We start from the raw sequence: 16132 nt of genomic DNA, 5'->3' as shown, positions 1-16132 counted from the left end.
ACAAAGTCCAAATAATCTCCGATGATCAAATTCAAAATCTGGTGCGTTTTGGTCATGGAGATTTTGAAGTTAACGGTTAAAATTTCTCTGTGCTTAGTGGCTTGATTTCATGGGAGATAAAATCAATACCACCGTTCCAATTTGTATTGACCGTCTTCGTAATAAATTTCAGCGGCAAAATTGCTGGAAAATGCAAATATTAACAGCACGCCGTGGCGATTGTCGCGATCGGAAATTTTTAGATCGACCGGCGGTGCATTGAGACGCTGGAGAAATTTGCGCTCAACGCCGTGGTCTGTTTGCTCGAAAATAGCAAAAAAATATGCTCGATGTTCATGCTTCGCTAACAGAGAGTCCGACGCGCCGCAAATCAGGTATTCTGGGGTTCCGTTCTGATTCAAGTCGAGCAGCATTTGCAGCAAGGCATCGTTTTCGTCAAAATATTTTTGCTGTTCTTGCGGGAGATCCTTTTTCGTGAGCATCCTTGGGCCGGGGACTTCCGGTAGCTGTTTGGCAAGAAATTGCCGATTAAATTGATCGAATTGTGATAGGCGGGATTGTTTGTTACAATAAAAAGCGACTAATAAAGATAAAAAAATTACCAAAAGAGCTGAGTTTCTTATGCGCATTGGATATCCTTCCCCTGTTTTGGCCAAACTTTATTCGATAGTTGGCTAAAAATAATAAAAAAAATTCACAATGTCAAAATAAATTTGTAAATTGAACTTTTTTTTTATTGGCGCCTTGTTGTTAAGGTGTGCGCATTTGACAGAATTTACTGGATGTTAAGGTGAGAAAAATTCATCGAGCTTATTTAAAAAAATTATCATGTGAGTCCCGTGAAAAATTTTTGTAAATTAGCTACAAAAATCGACGTAAGCCCAATATTTTGGCTTCAAATTAATTAAATTAAAGGAGAAACAAAGTGAGCAAAAAAACTCTCATCTGGACGGCTCTCGTTTTGCTGTTGCTGCTTGCAGTGATTTGCATTCTGACCCATGCCAGAAAAATTGAAAACAAATTGACGCTGCAGGCGCAGGACAAACTTGCCGCTGCCGGAATTAGCGGGTTGTCGGTAAAATTTGACGGCCGCAATGCAATTTTGAGCGGCGAAGTTGACTCTGATGAGCTGTCCGCAAAGGCAGCGGCGCTGATTGCCGAAATCCCCGGCGTGCGCAAAGTGTCCAATTTGGCGGCGGTCAAACCGCAGCAGAAAATCGAGAGCGCACAAGCTACCGAAACCACGGCGATGGAAGACGCGCTGGTTGCGTTGAAAAATTCGCTAGCGAAATTGAGCATTCATTTTGATACGAATTCTGACAAAATTTCCTCTATTTTTAACAATGTCATTGATCAGATCGCTCAATTGCTAAAAAAATACCAGCGCGAGAAAATTGAAATTATCGGACACGCAGACAGCCGCGGCACCGAAGAATACAATCAAAAATTGAGCTTGAAGCGCGCCAGTTCAGTCAAATCTGTGCTGGTAAAAAATGGCATCGATGCTTCCCGATTGCTGGTCAGCGGCAAGGGGGAATCTGACCCCATCGCGGATAACGCAACAGCGGAAGGGATGGCAAAAAATCGCAGAGTGGAATTTATCGTTATTGAGGAGGAATAATCATGATATTTTTAATTGGCGAAATAGTAATTTGTTTGATCATCGCTTTTGTTTTGGGACTTGTCATTGGCTGGCTGCTTCGCGGAGTCCGGACCGGGAAGGCGACCGTTCAGGCGACAAAAACGGCGCGGCCGGATGAATTGACAAAAGTGGAAGGTATCGGGCCAAAAATTGCCAGCTTACTGATAGCAGACGGAATTATGGATTTTGAAGATCTCTCCAGGACGTCGGTAGATCGATTAAACGTGATTCTGCAAAAAGGCGGCCAAAATTACAACATTGCCGATGCCAGTACTTGGCCTGAACAAGCGGCGTTGGCCGTGCGCGGCGAATGGGATGAGTTGAAAAAATTACAGGACGAACTCAAAGGCGGGCGTCGCGTGTAGATTTTCAACTCATCAAAATTAATCGGACGATTAAAATCTCCGCTGTTTGTTGCAAAAATAGCGGAGATTTTCTTGACTTTGTGCCGGCAAAACCTTTGCTTTTTCCCCTTTTCTTATTTTACAGTCCTGCCAATTTTTTCAAAGCTTTCTTTTCAAATAACGGATTTGTCTCTCAGATGTTAGAAAAAACAACAGCGCCCTATCTTTTTGATTAAATCAATCTGCACAAAATATAGCGAACTGCCATTTAAAATGGTTTAACTGCAATTTAAATCAATGAATTGCAAAAAAATAAATTGTAATTAACATAATAGCAATGCTGATAACAATAAATAAAAAGTAAGAGACAAAGAATTAATAATGAGCTAACTATTTTTTACTTGACAGATACGTAAAAAATCACGATATTTAAAGTTGTAAGTTTGGCTCCGTCAATTTCGTGTATGCGCTAACAATTGCCACAAAGCTTCATCTTCGCCGCGCCTTGGCAAAGGGAGTCAGAAATTGTCAAACATTAATTTATTTGGAGGAGGGCCATGAAAAAATCACAAAAAATTTTGGGGTTAGCTTTGTTGATTACGATAGCTGCCTGGTCGGGCCTGCAAGCGCTGTCTGTAGACACGCTGGCGGTAAGTGTCGTGAATACTGATCGGACGGTTGGCAGCATCAAATTTGTTCGCAACGATTCTACGACGCTCATTTTGCGCGTTCTTGACGAGCAAGGTGTCCCGATTGCCAAACTCACCCGCGATCAGGTAACAATTTCCAGAGAGAGCAAAAAAGCAAAAATTGACAAAGTAGAGCCGCTGCAGTCTGTGATTGGGGCAAATTTAAATATTGTACTCGTTTTGGATAATAGCTCTTCAATGAGCCCGCACATTAACGAGCTATTTGCGAGTGTGGAAAAATTGCTGCAAGCATTAGGCGGGAAAAGCCGCGTGGCCGTGGTTGTTTTTTCTGAGCAGAAAAGCGCCGGAGGCACTGTCAACTTTATGGAAAAACCGGTAAATTTGAGATTTTTGGATTTTACCGCTGATATGGATGCGGTTCGCAAATTCGTCAAACGGGCTTACAGTGGTGTTAATTTGTCCCGCCGCACCTATTTGCATGACGCGATTTTGTACGGGTTGCAAACGGCAAAGGAACTGCCCGAAACTGCGCCCACAGCAATGGTGATCTTCAGCGACGGAAAAGACCTGGGCAGTCGCTTCAGGGAGGCGCAAGTGATTGGTGGCGCTGCGGGCGTGAAATTTACAATTTACAGTATTGATTTCAGCAAGGCGAGGAACTTCAATCCTTTACTGAAAAGAATCGCTCAGGCTTCGCCGCAGGGCAAAGCATTTCAAGCCTCCAAAGCAGAGGAACTTCTGCCAATTTTTGAAAAACTTTCCAAAGAAATTATCACCGAGTTTAAGGTCACTTACCATTTTCCGATTCCCCCCAGCGGAGATATTCAATTTACCGCAGACCAACTTGTTGTGAAAACGAGAAAGGTGATCGACGAATTTCCCATGCTCAACTATGTTTTTTTCGACAGCAACGCGGTTAATTTTTCCGATAAATATATTTTATTTTCTTCGCCGGAAGAAGCGGCTCGTTTTAAAGAAGATGCCATTCAAAAGCCACTGCAAAAATATTATCATGTTTTAAATGTGATTGGTAGCCGACTGCAAAAAGACGAAAAAACCAGCGTGACCCTAATCGGCTGTAACATGAATCTGGGCGCGGAAAAATTGAACAAAAAACTGTCGCGAGGACGCGCGCAGGCTGTCGCTGATTATTTAAAAAATATCTGGAGCATCAGCGCGGATCGCATTAAGATTCTGACGAGAAATTTGCCGAAAAAACCCTCCAGCACAAAAACGCCCGAAGGATGCGCGGAAAATCGACGGGTGGAAATCGTCTCCAATCATCGCAATATTCTCATGCCCATTCGTTCGGAAATTCAAGAGATCAGTTTCTCTCCCGAAATTGGCTACTTTAATACAAAAGTGAGCGCGCCGGAAGGACTTGAGTTTTTTGAAGTCTCTGCTTACGCCGGGCAAAGTTTGCTGATGAATAAAAAATTTGTTGAGCCGAGAGCACAGGTGAGTTGGAATTGGCTCAACCAAAAAGGCGAAAAACTGTTCAATGTCCCGGAAGTCACTTACGGAATGAAAATAAAAGACAAAGACGGCAGAGTTTTCGAATCGACAACGAAAACGATTCCCGTGAAGCAGATCGAAGAAGCGACAACCTTAGTGGAAACGAAAGAAGACACAATTTATCAGAAATTCAGTCTGGTGTTGTTTCCTTTTAACTCTTCAAAATTGAGCAAGAATAATGCGGACCTGCTGAAAAAAATCGTGGACGTTTACAAAAATCATCCGGATTGCTGCGTCAAGGTTTTCGGCTATTGTGATGACATTGGTAACGAGGAATATAATTTGAAATTGTCCGTAAAACGCGCAAAAATGGCTTGTGATCTGCTGCGGAAAATGGGAATCTCGGGAAAGAAAATCGTACATCGTGGCTACGGAGAGATCAATCCGATTTTTAGCAATGCGTCACCGGAAGGGCGATTTCTCAATCGGACAGTGCAAATCTATGTGGGCTATCCGGCTGGAGCGGAATAATTTTTATTAAACCAAACAACTTGAAATACCATAGGCCCGATTTCGTTACAAGATCGGGCTTTTTGGTTTTTGTCGACAAATTTGTTAGCAGAATCAAAAATAGAACAAAGAATATGATACAAGCCAGTTTTTTTTGCGGCAAAATAGTCCCTTTAACGTATAACTTTTGTAGGTCAGCTTTCCTATTTAATTATCATTGAAAGGAGCTATTACATGCCCATCTTACCAGTTTTTATCTCATATTCCTTGATTGTGGGACTCATTGGATATTTTATAATAGGTTTCATCACAGCTACGGGACATCTTCGAAAAAAAATCCAATTTGTTAAGTTATTAGTCTTGTATTTTCTTTTCCTTACAATAATGAATCATTATTTGATATTGAATTTTTTTATGCCTGGAATCCAATTATTATCGACAGCACTAATTGTAACGCTGATTATCATATTTGACAATTTTTTCAAACCCGATCAAGATTTTGATGTTGTATCAGAAGTAAAGAAACTTCCACGAAAATATTTGAGACCTCATCCATTTCGAACGGTATTGGAAACCATATTCCGTTTATTTCCCCTTCCAGAACCTGTCGCCTTGTATAAAGTTGGTAACCCTGATGAGAAGTCCGCTGTAGTAGTTACTGGAAATTATGAACTTACTGTAAGGCGTGTTGCTAACGCCCTTCAGGGATTAGATTGTTGGCTTTTAATATGTGACAGTAGAGGTATTAACGTGTGGTGTTCATCACTCAGTGGACATTTTTCAGAAAAGAATATTATTCATGCAACTAAATTGACACATTTATCGGAATACGTTTCTCATAAAAGACTTGTTCTGCCACAGCTCTGTGCCGCTAATGTAGATATACAAGAGATTAAACAAAAAACGGGGTTTCTGGCAGTATTTGGTCCGGTGTATATTGAACATATAAAGGATTTCCTCAACAGGAGTAGCGATGAATCTACAATAAGAAGAGTCAAATTTGATCTTCAGCAAAGAGTTGAAATGGCTATAAGCAGTCCGATTATTCTTACCACAGTTCTCACTTTCATTTATCTTTTCATTGACATATCAAAACTTTTGTTCATTATACCGGTAGTATATTTTCTTGCAGTGGTTCAGGCGATTATTTATCCTCACAGACCCATTAAACAGATTCCACTATGGTCCTTTTTGTATTCCTTCGGGATAGCAGTAATGATTACAGGTCTTTTAATTCTTACCCGGCCCTTTAGTTTTGGCTGGTCAATCGGAATAGTTGTTACCATAGGTGTTGGAATGTTTTACCTGACAAATGAGTTTGAGGGCTGGTCGCCTCTGGTAAAATATAATCTTAAATCAATTTATAAGGGGGTCGATGCTCCAGAAATTACGGTAAATGAGGAATTTTGTATTGGTTGCAGATTGTGTTTCCAGGTCTGCCCAAAAGGTGTTTTCACAATCGAGAATGGCAAAGCAAAAGTCCTCGATAGAAAAGAATGTATTAAATGCTCAGCATGTTATAAACGATGTCCAACAGAAGCGATAGACCATTCTTCCGACAAACGGGAAAAAGAGAAATGTGCTTGTGCGTATTGTAGGATACAAGACAGCTTGAAACAATGAGGCATGATGGCAACGTCGCTTAGCAAGCGGGTAATTTGGATCACGTCGGTGCAGTTGTTCGTCCACGTTTCGCCTGATTTTTCCTCGCTGCGTATTTTTGGCTGAAAAATTTCAGATGTACCCCACCTCAGCGGTGGAGCACATCTTTTTTAAAGTCTACATTTTTTTCGCCAATTTTTTCTGGCGATATTTTTCCGAACGATTTTCCATGATAATGTAAATCACCGGCACGACAAACAATGTGAGAAATGTCGCCATAAACAAACCTCCGATCACAGATCTCGCCAGAGGCGCCCAGTTTTCGCCACTCTCGCCCAGACCTAAGGCCAGCGGCACCATCGCCAGGATTGTTGTTAGCGCTGTCATCAGAACAGGTCTCATTCTCGTTTCTCCGCCTTCTTGGACCGCTTCCATCAAACTTTTCCCTTTGACGCGGAGTTGATTCATGTAATCGACGAGCACAATTCCGTTGTTCACGACGATGCCGACTAACATGATGATTCCGATTAGCGCCATCACCGTGAGCGTTGTTCCGGTGAGCAGCAGAAAAAGCGCCACGCCGATGAGCGACATGGGAATTGTGAATAAAATGATGAACGGATCCAGCAGTGACTCAAACTGCGACGCCATGACCATGTAAGTAAGCAAGATGGCGACCAACATGGCAATCCCCAGATACATGAACGATTCCTGCTGCTCTTCCGCCATGCCGCTGATTTCCAGCCGGTAATCGTTGGGAATAACCACTTTTTTCATGGCTTTCTGCACATCGCGCGTCACGCTACGCAAATCTCTGCCCGAGACCATCATGGAAACTTTTACCACGCGCTCCTGATCTTCACGGGTAATTTCTGTCGGCGCCTTGCCGGTCGCCACGTGCGCCACGGATCGCAGCGGCACTCGCGCGCCTGTCGGCGATACGATCAAAATATTTTCCAGATCAGCTTTGGATTTGCGATATTTCTTGTCCAATTGAACGCGAATATCGTATTCTTCGCCGCCCTCGCGATAGGTTGAAGCGACCGTTCCCAGTACGTTGGAGCTCACTGTCTGTGAAACCTGTGCCGCTGAAATACCAAGATCTGCCAGACGATCCCTGTCCAGTTCGATTCGCAGTTCCGGCATCGCATCTTCGAGACTGATTTTGACTTGTTCCGTGCCGCGAACCTGTTTTACTAAATCTTGGATTTGTTCAGCTAATTTCTTTGATTTTGTCAAATCGTGCCCGAAAATCTCTACGACGATATCGCCTTCGCCGAACATTTGGCTGATGCCTTGTTCTTGATAGCGAATTTCCGCGCCGGGGATGTCCGCAAATTTCTTTTTTAGCGCCGCATCGATTTCTTTCTGGCTTCGACTGCGTTCGCGCTTGCGTACTAATTTGACATTTATCTCGCCTAAATTAGAGGCGCCGCCGCCAAACAGGGCAGTGATTCCCTCGCCCTGACCAAAACGAATATGAATATTTTCGGCTTCCGGAACTTCTTTTTTGATGACGCCAGCAATTTTCATCATTGTTTTCTGCATTTCATCCAGATTGGTGCCCGGCGCTGTTTTGACCTGGTAAACAATAAATCCCTGATCCGAATGCGGGAAAAAGTCGCCGCCGCGGGTGGCCAGGATCACGATGGATACGATGAAGAGCGCTGTAACCGAAATAAGCACGGTCTTCCTGTGATTGATTGACCATTTCAGCGCCCGGCTGTACTGGTTTCTTAACCCGACAAGAAAAGAATTAATCCCCTTTTTCGTGCGGGCAATGAAACCTTTAGACGATGGATTTCGCGATTCAAATTTTGACCGGAAGTCCAAAAATCGTGATGCTAATAGGGGCACCAGCGTCAACGCGACAAGTAATGAAGACAAAAGTGAAAAACAGATTGTAATAACCATGTCTTTGAATAGCTCGCCGGCAATGCCGGGGACAAAAAGAACCGGCACAAAAACAGCAAGAGTAGTTAAGGTTGAGGCAGTGATTGCCATGGAGACTTCCGAGCCTCCTTTGTCCGCAGCCTCTTCCATAGAATCGCCTAACTGTCGTCGCCGGAAAATATTTTCCAGCACGACAATGGAGTTGTCTACTAACATGCCCACTGCCAGCGCCAGTCCCGCCATGGAGATCATATTCAGAGTCAAGCCTGCCTGATCCATCACTGCGAAAGTCACCAACATGGAAACGGGGATGGAAATGGCAACAATGAGCGAACTGCGAAAATTTAATAAGAAAAATAATAGCACCAGAAAGGCGAGGCCGATAGCCTGCAGCGCGGTGCTTCCCAGATTTGACATGGAGCGCTGAATAAATGTCGCCTGATCCCAGAAATTGAGGATCTCCACGCCTTTGGGGATGGATTGCTGAATATTGTCCAATTGACTTTTTATTCTTTTAACGACCTGCACTGTGTTGGCGTCCGATTGCTTGCTCACCATGAGTAGCACGCTCGGATTTCCGTCAATGTATTCTCGTTGGCGCTGTTCTTTAAAACCGTCGACGACGCGCGCTACATCGCGAATGCGCACCGGTGTGCCCTGAATCGTGGCGATGTTCGTATTTCTGATTTCGTCTAAATTTTTGTATTCTCCAACAGTTTGAACAGTGAATTCCTGGTCACTATTTTCAATCCAACCGCTGGGAATTTGCATATTATTCATCCGCAGCGCATTGATCAGATAATCTATTGAGAAATGATGCGCCTGCAACTGATGGGGATCCGCTAAAATTTTTATTTCGCGAGACAGTCCGCCGGCGGTAAAAGCATTTGCCACGCCCGGGATGCGTTCCATTCGTGGTTCGATGTCCCGCTCTGAAATTCTTCGTAATTCCGCCATGCCGTACTGGCTCGATTGAACTGCCATGTACATGATCGGCTGCATCGAAGGATCAAAGGCAAATACAACCGGGTCTCTGACTTCATTCGGCAAATAATCGCGAATGAAATCAATGTTCTTTCTGGTGTTGATTTCCGCCTGATCCATGTCAGTACCCCAGTCAAATTCAAGCAAAACCAGAGAAAGTCCCTGCTTTGAAGTGGAACTGACTTTTTTTACATTTTCTACCGACGAGACTGTTTCTTCGATGGGTCGGGTGACTGAATTTTCGATATCGTAGGGGTTGACCCCGGTGTACTGGGTGATGATCGCGATTACCGGAAAAGTTAAATCCGGAAACAAGTCTATTTTCAAACGCGCCAGAGAAAAGAGGCCGAATCCGATCACGATCAAATATATCATAAAAAACGTGATGCCGCGTTTGATGGCTAATGTCGTGATTCTCATCTTATTTTTCTCCTTCATTCAAAACTCTTACTCTTGAACCATCTTTTAAACTCTGCTGGCCAACGACGACAATTTGTTCCCCTTCCTCAACGCCGGATTTTACAACGGAAATCGTGCCATTGGTGTAGCTGATTTCCACTTTTCGCAAATGCGCCACGCTGTCCTGCACGACAAATACGTGGGAATTTACGACAGCCACATCCTCGCCATTGACACGTTGCAATTCTGTTTTTTCGATGACGACAAATTTTGGAATTGCAATCACATTTTTCAGCGCCTGAATGCGAATTTGCACCTCGGCGAACATTCCCGGCTTCAATCTTTTATCCTTGTTGTCCACGAGAAGCTCAATTTTTCCCATGCGCGTCAGCGGATCGAGCACGGGACTGATTTTGATTATTTTTCCCTTAAAAGTCTCATCCGGATAACTGCGCACCTTGACGATGCCGAATTGTCCGACTTTCAATTGCCCGAAATCTTGCTCCGGCGCTTTGATGATCACCTTCACGCGATTCATCTGAACAACGGTCACGATGGGCAGCGGGCCTGTCGCCATATCGCCTTCTTCATAGTTGCGTGTGCCAATAATTCCGGAAAGAGGCGATGAAATTATGGCATCGTCCAATTGGCTCTCCGCCTGAACGAGCGCGGCTTCGGCCTGTTCGACCATTGCTTTGGTCGCCTCAAATTGGGTTTTTGTTGCGTCAAATTGCTGCTCGCTGATGGCATTTTCCGCTTTCAATCGTTTGCTGCGCTCGAATTCCGCCTTCACATTGGCAAATTGAGCGCGGGCGCTCGCCAAGCCAGCCTTTGCCTGCACAACGGCCTGCTCGATTTTTGTCGCCTCGATTCGCGCGATTACATCACCTTTTTTCACGTAATCGCCTTCGTCAACCTCAAATTTGACGATGCGATCCGGAATTTTGGAGTACACTTTCACTTCTTTTTCCGCTTTGATGTCTCCGGTGTAAGTCACTTCTCTGGACACATCTTTACGGATTACAGGCGTTGTTTCAACAGGAATAATCAGCGCATCTTCGTTCGTATTTCCTTTTTTGCCGCAGCCTGTCAGCAGCGCAATCGCTAACCCCGATATGAGAAAAATTGAAAATATTTTTTTTGCCATGAGTTTATCTCCTTATTTGTCTAAAATTCCTTTCAACAGTCCGATGACTTTTCTCAATTGATATCGTGAAATTTGATATTCGTACAGTGAATTCACGTAATTCATCTTTGCCTGCGTCAATGCAAGCTGTGAAGTCAATACATCTAACTGAGTGTTCATTCCCTCTTTGTACATCATATTTGCCAGACGCAAGGCTTCTTTTGCCAGATCGACTGTCTTCACCGCAGACTGGTATTTTTCTCTGGCATCTTTCAACTTATTGTATGCCACTTCCACTTCCGCGGCAATGCCGTCGCTGGCTTGCTTCTCTGTGTCCAGCATGATGTGATAATCCAGCCGTGATTCCTGATACTGCGCAGCGGACTGAAATCCGTGGAATAGCGGGATTTGTAAACTGATCGCCGAAGTAAATCCCTTGCTGGCATCTTTGTGTCTGAATTTGTAATTATTTCTCATGTCCATGAATGAATAATCGGTCTGAAAAAATACTTTCGGCAGAAAATTGCTTCGTGCAATGGCAACTGTTTTGCGCATGATGCGTTTCTGATCTTGCAGCGCTTGAAACATGGGGCGTTTTTCCAGAGCTAACTGCTGCAATTCTTCCAGCGACATATTGAGCAGTTCGTCCTCAACGTATTTGAACTCACCTTCGACGTCAATCACAGCATTTCTTTCTAAACCAAGAATTGTTCTGAGCATGGTCAATGCAGAGCGGTAATTGTTCTTCGCAGCAATCGCCGCCGGTCTCAGATTCGCCACATCCACTTCGGCGCGCATTTTGTCGAAACCGGACGCCGCGCCCGACTCATATTTTTTTCTGACATTTTCAAAATTCGCTTCCGCCTGATCCAGCGCTTCTTGCTGAACTTTGACCAGTTCTTTGGCGAGCAGGCAGCCGTAAAATGCGTTGGTCGTGTTGTAAATCAATTCCTGTTTCTTTCCCATTAAATTTTTCTCCGCCGCTGATTTCGCGGAATTAGCGATTTGTATTCCGGAAATTCCTGCGCCGCCTAAAAATAGCGGCTGCGTCAAAGTGGCGCCGTAGCGCAGCGTGTTTTTTAATCCGAAAGAGATCCGCACATAGTCCGGCATGTCTTCCAGCCCAGGAATGTACGGCCCCAGCGGCGCTAACATGGGTTTCAAAAAGTTAGGTATGGTTTGCTCCTGAATACTCCACGCGTGCTGAAAATTAATCGAGCCGTCTACTTTGGGCAAAACATTAGACCAGGCTTCAAAAATACCGGCTTTTGCTTTGGAAACTTCCTTTTCCGCCATTTGAATGCCCGGGTTTTTTTGCAAAGCCAGATCCACGCTTCGCTCCAGGGTGAGCGTCATTTTGTCCTGCGAAAGACCAGCCAAAGGAAAAAATAGCAGCAGAGAAAAAACGACTACGCGATTTTTTCTCATCGCAACATCCAGCAAATTTTTCAGATTTTTCCTCATTCGTTCAGTCCTTTAAATAAAAGTTCAACAATTTCTTCCGCTAATTTATTTGTTAAAATTTTTCGTTTCGATTTGATCTGTAGGCTAATGAAATGACCGGTAACAGCAACAAACATTTCTGCGGCTAAATCAGAATTTGCTCCGGCGCCGAATTCGCCGGACTCGATGCCCTCTTTAAAAATATTCATGAGTAATTTTTTGTGCGCACGAACGTGTTTTTTGAAATCTTCCACAAAAGGAATATTTTCCGATGTCAAAAAAATCATCAGAAAAAATTTGGAAAATTCGGAATGCTCATAACTCACGCGAAATTGACGCTGCATTATTTTTTTTAATTTCTCTTTGGCCGGAATGTTGGACGCCGCAATTTCCCTGGAGAAATTCACACCGTATTTCATTCCTGTTTCCAGCAGCTCTCTGAAAATTCCTTCTTTGCTGCCAAAGTAATAATAAATCGTCGGCTTCGAAACGTTCGATTGCTCGGAAATTTCCCGCATGGAAACGCCGTTGTATCCTTTTTCAGCAAAAAGGCGAGCAGCAGTTAAAAATATCTGAAGTTTGGTATTGTTTTCGCCGTCTAATTTTTCCAAGAAGTTTGGCATTTTAAACCCTTACTGACCGTTCGGTCGAAAATTTGTTTAAAAAATTATTCCAAATTACGTTTTGTTTTGTCAATAGTTTCAAAAAATAATGAATGTACCTACCGGTAGGTAGGTTTTAGTTTCATATTACGAGACGAATGTGCAAAAGTTCCATATAAATTTTGTAAAAATTTTGGAAATTCTGAGGGCAAGAAAAAATGGAGGAAACGTGCCAGCCATTTTGGGAATAGCTGGCACGGGAAAACTATCGAATTTACTTTCTTTTCAACTGTACTTTTTGCTCGTACTCGCTTATTTCTGTAATCATATCCGTCCCCACCGCGACGTCATTTTTCGCGCAGTAGTAATCCCAGACTTCGCCGAAGGGCATAGTTTTCAATTCCTCGAACAGCGCCAATCTTTTGAAAAAATCGCCTTTTTCTTCTGCGGATTTTAGCATCTCGTGCGGTTCGAGCAGCGCGAGCAGGAGCGCCTTCAATGTCGCGCGCGTTCCCAGAACCCAGGCGCCGACGCGGTTGAGCGTGGCGTCGAAGAAATCAAGCGCAACGTGCACGCGATCGAGGCTGTCCGCGCGAACAATTTCCTCGGCGACAGCTTTGACGTCGTCGTTGAGAATGACGGTGTGGTCGCTGTCCCAGCGCACGCCGCGGCTGACGTGGAGCAGCAGTTCGTCCACGAACAGTAGCGTTGAAGAAATTTTGTCGGCGATGGATTCCGTGGGATGAAAATGACCCAGGTCGTAACAAACAATCTTTTTATTTTGCACTGCGTAGGAAAGATAAAACTCGTGCGAACCCACGACGTACGATTCGCTGCCGATGCCGAAAAGTTTGCTTTCCAGCGCGTCTTTCATTGCAGAGGCCGGAAAACTTTTTTGAAAAATTTTGTCCAATGATTTTTTGAGCAGCTTACGATGCGTGAATCTGTCCGCGGGAATATCTTTCATGCCGTCGGGAATCCAGATATTGTTAATGCAAGGGCTCCCCAGTTCTTTTCCCATGAATGCGGCGATTTCTCGTGTTCTTTGGACGTGTTCAATCCAGAAATCGCGGATCGCTTTGTCCTTACTGCTCAGCGTAAAACCGTCGTTTGCTTTGGGATGTGAAAAACAGGAGGGATTGAAATCCAGTTTAATTCCCAGATTTTTCGCCCAGTCGATCCAGCCTTTGAAATGGTCGGGCGAAATTTGGTCTCGGTCAACGAATTTGCTGCCGAATTCGCCGTAGATAGCGTGCAAGTTGAAGCGGTGTTTCCCGGGAATCAATGAAAACGCCTTTTCGGCGTCCTGGCGCAATTGAACCACGGTGCGCGCTCTGCCCGGATAGTTACCGGTCACCTGAATTCCTCCGCCTGAAAGTTCGGCGTCAGGAGTTTCAAAACCAGCAACATCGTCGCCTTGCCAGCAATGCAACGAAATACTGATTTTTTCAAGTTGTTCGAGAACTTTGTCTGTATCGATATCTAACTGAGCGTATTTTTCTCTGGCTATCTCATAACTGCGTTCAATCTTTTTGTCCATAATTCGTCTCCTTGTTTTTCTGAATGCTCTATTTTACCATTTTTCGAAATGCACTTTTTGGGGATCAAAGCGATTTGCTGGCGGTTTTTTTTCGTCGGGATGGCCGATGGCTACAACGCCTAATGGGATTATGTGCTCGGGCAGATTGAGTAATTTTTTCAATTTTTCCACACGATGCTGCCGGGGAAAAATTCCCAGCCAGACAGCGCCCAATCCGAGCGAGTGCGCTGCTAACAAAATATTTTCCGTCGCCGCAGAAGCGTCCTGAATGCCGTAGCCGTCGGCAAGCTCGCTGTTTTTGTCCCAGCAAACCACAATTGCTGCCGCAGCCTGAAGCAGCATTTTAGAATGCGGATGAAATTCAGGAATTTTGTCCATCACCGCGTGGTCACGCAAAACAACGAAATGCCAGGGCTGGCAATTTCCCGCCGACGGCGCCGCCATTGCCGCGCGCAGGACTTGTTCGATGATGTCCTCGGAAATAGGCGTTTTCTTAAATTTTCTGATGCTGCGGCGGGTGAGAATCCCTTGTATTAATTCCATAAATTTGTCCTTCTTTAATAGCAAATCAGCAAAATTAGTTTCAAACTTTGTCCGTTTTGTTAGTTCTTGTTCGATGTAAAAAGGCTAAAATTTTCTCGCAAATTTCAAACAGAAAAACTGCAATAATCCTGTCACCTATTTCCCAAAAATTTTTTCATATTTTGTTTGTTTTGTTCGTTTTTGTTCGTTGCAAAAAAAAATCAATAATCGCACCACTTAAAATACTCATCCCACATCGCCATGTAATTTTCATAATTGCTGCCCACGGCGACGGAATGGCTAATTCCTAAAATGAATCTTCCGTCGGGTTTGGCGCATTTCATGGAACGGCGGACGTCGTTGCGGACATCTTCGGGCGTGCCGCTCTGAATATTTTCCAGATTCACGCCGCCCCAAAGCGTGATTTTGTCGCTGTATTTTTCTTTGAGCAGACAAATGTCCATTCCCGCCGATTCTTGAATCGATTGGTATGCGTCGTAGCCGATCTCGATGAACATGTCCATCAGCGGCATAACGTTTCCGCAGCAATGTTTGAGAATTTTGATGCCAAAATTGTCGTGCAAATTTTTCGCGCGCGCCTTATTGGCTTCCAGAAAAAAGTCGCGGAACATTTTCGGGCTGATGAGCGGGCCCGACTTGAAACCAAAGTCCGCGCCCCAGAGAATCCCCTCAGCGTCCGGATGAACGAAATATTTGTCTGCGGCATTTTGCTGTTTGACGAGATAAGCAGTTGCCGCTTTGACGATGTCGGGATTTTCCATGAGTTCCATTAAACCGCGTTCCATGCCGCCGAGCATGACAATGCCGATCTCGCCGCTGTCCGGGCTGCAGATGAATTTTTTGTTTTTAAATTTCGCGATGACGTTTTCGACAATTTTCCATGACCGCGGATCCGGTGTGGGAATTTCCGGCTCTCGTTCAAATTCTTCTACCGTGAACACTTTTTGTTCCATCACCGGATCTTTAATACAAGTAATATCCGCAGTGATGGGCGAGTATTTGTAAATTCTGCCGTACTTGTCTTTCCAGGTGTTGTCGTTGATTTTTTTCGGCGGCGGATCGTCTGTCTCCGGCGGAATGTACCACGTCGCCATGGGAAAAGTAATGATGTCCAGTTCCAATTTCTCATGCAGTTCGATGTGGTCGCGTTCGTAACTTTCCGCCACTTCGTCGTGTCTGCCTTCCCAGAAAGCGATCTGTGACTTGGCTTTGGCGCGCAGATAGGTTTCGTGACCTAAAATTTTTTCCACAGTGTCAAAGTCGACAGCGAATTCTGCGATAGGAACGCGGTCCGGAATCTCGCCATTCAAAGTTGTCAAAACGCGTTGTTTTGAAGTCATTTGATATTTCCTTACTAATAAGTGTAGTACACCTCCGAGGTGTGCTACACTTTGACGAA

12 protein-coding genes are annotated in these 16132 nt (G+C 44.4%); 4 read left to right on the top strand and 8 right to left on the bottom strand.

Annotated elements, in window-relative coordinates; translation table 11 throughout:
- Positions 1–122: 122 nt before the first annotated feature.
- On the bottom strand, positions 123–482 hold the full coding sequence (locus tag GXO74_01645; protein NOZ60364.1) for a hypothetical protein: 360 nt from the start codon (positions 480–482) through the stop codon (positions 123–125).
- 443 nt (positions 483–925) lie between these two features.
- Here GXO74_01645 and GXO74_01640 point away from each other — a divergent pair, with 443 nt between their 5' ends.
- From GXO74_01640 to GXO74_01625, 4 genes are all read left to right on the top strand, one after another.
- Complete coding sequence (locus tag GXO74_01640; GenBank protein ID NOZ60363.1) at positions 926–1621, top strand: OmpA family protein; 696 nt, start codon at positions 926–928, stop codon at positions 1619–1621.
- A 2-nt stretch (positions 1622–1623) separates the two neighbouring features.
- On the top strand, positions 1624–2007 hold the full coding sequence (locus GXO74_01635; protein ID NOZ60362.1) for a hypothetical protein: 384 nt from the start codon (positions 1624–1626) through the stop codon (positions 2005–2007).
- A 536-nt stretch (positions 2008–2543) separates the two neighbouring features.
- Positions 2544–4622, top strand: a complete 2079-nt coding sequence (locus tag GXO74_01630; GenBank protein NOZ60361.1) for an OmpA family protein — start codon at positions 2544–2546, stop codon at positions 4620–4622.
- A gap of 213 nt (positions 4623–4835) precedes the next feature.
- On the top strand, positions 4836–6224 hold the full coding sequence (locus GXO74_01625; GenBank protein NOZ60360.1) for a 4Fe-4S dicluster domain-containing protein: 1389 nt from the start codon (positions 4836–4838) through the stop codon (positions 6222–6224).
- A gap of 156 nt (positions 6225–6380) precedes the next feature.
- Here GXO74_01625 and GXO74_01620 read toward each other — a convergent pair whose 3' ends face one another.
- From GXO74_01620 to GXO74_01590, 7 genes are all read right to left on the bottom strand, one after another.
- Entirely contained in the window at positions 6381–9500 is a 3120-nt protein-coding gene (locus tag GXO74_01620) for an efflux RND transporter permease subunit (protein ID NOZ60359.1), read from the bottom strand.
- Between the two features lies 1 nt (position 9501).
- Positions 9502–10626: an efflux RND transporter periplasmic adaptor subunit gene (locus tag GXO74_01615; GenBank protein ID NOZ60358.1), complete on the bottom strand. Its 1125-nt coding sequence runs from the start codon at positions 10624–10626 to the stop codon at positions 9502–9504.
- Positions 10627–10638: 12 nt separating this feature from the next.
- Complete coding sequence (locus GXO74_01610) at positions 10639–12069, bottom strand: TolC family protein (protein ID NOZ60357.1); 1431 nt, start codon at positions 12067–12069, stop codon at positions 10639–10641.
- The gene (locus tag GXO74_01605) at positions 12066–12671 is read right to left on the bottom strand and encodes a TetR/AcrR family transcriptional regulator (GenBank protein NOZ60356.1); all 606 of its coding nucleotides are present in this window, start codon (positions 12669–12671) and stop codon (positions 12066–12068) included. The genes GXO74_01610 and GXO74_01605 overlap by 4 nt, the downstream gene beginning before the upstream one ends.
- Before the next feature lie 253 nt (positions 12672–12924).
- Positions 12925–14190, bottom strand: coding sequence for an L-rhamnose isomerase (locus GXO74_01600; protein ID NOZ60355.1), 1266 nt, complete (start codon positions 14188–14190; stop codon positions 12925–12927).
- A gap of 33 nt (positions 14191–14223) precedes the next feature.
- On the bottom strand, positions 14224–14724 hold the full coding sequence (locus GXO74_01595; protein NOZ60354.1) for a nitroreductase family protein: 501 nt from the start codon (positions 14722–14724) through the stop codon (positions 14224–14226).
- Between the two features lie 209 nt (positions 14725–14933).
- Positions 14934–16073: a hypothetical protein gene (locus GXO74_01590; protein NOZ60353.1), complete on the bottom strand. Its 1140-nt coding sequence runs from the start codon at positions 16071–16073 to the stop codon at positions 14934–14936.
- Positions 16074–16132: the final 59 nt, after the last annotated feature.

It is taken from the genome of Calditrichota bacterium (assembly GCA_013152715.1).
In the GTDB taxonomy this organism is placed as follows: Bacteria; Zhuqueibacterota; Zhuqueibacteria; order Thermofontimicrobiales; family Thermofontimicrobiaceae; genus 4484-87.
Note: the sequence above shows the minus strand (reverse complement) of the source record. Positions and strands in the feature narration are given on the sequence as shown.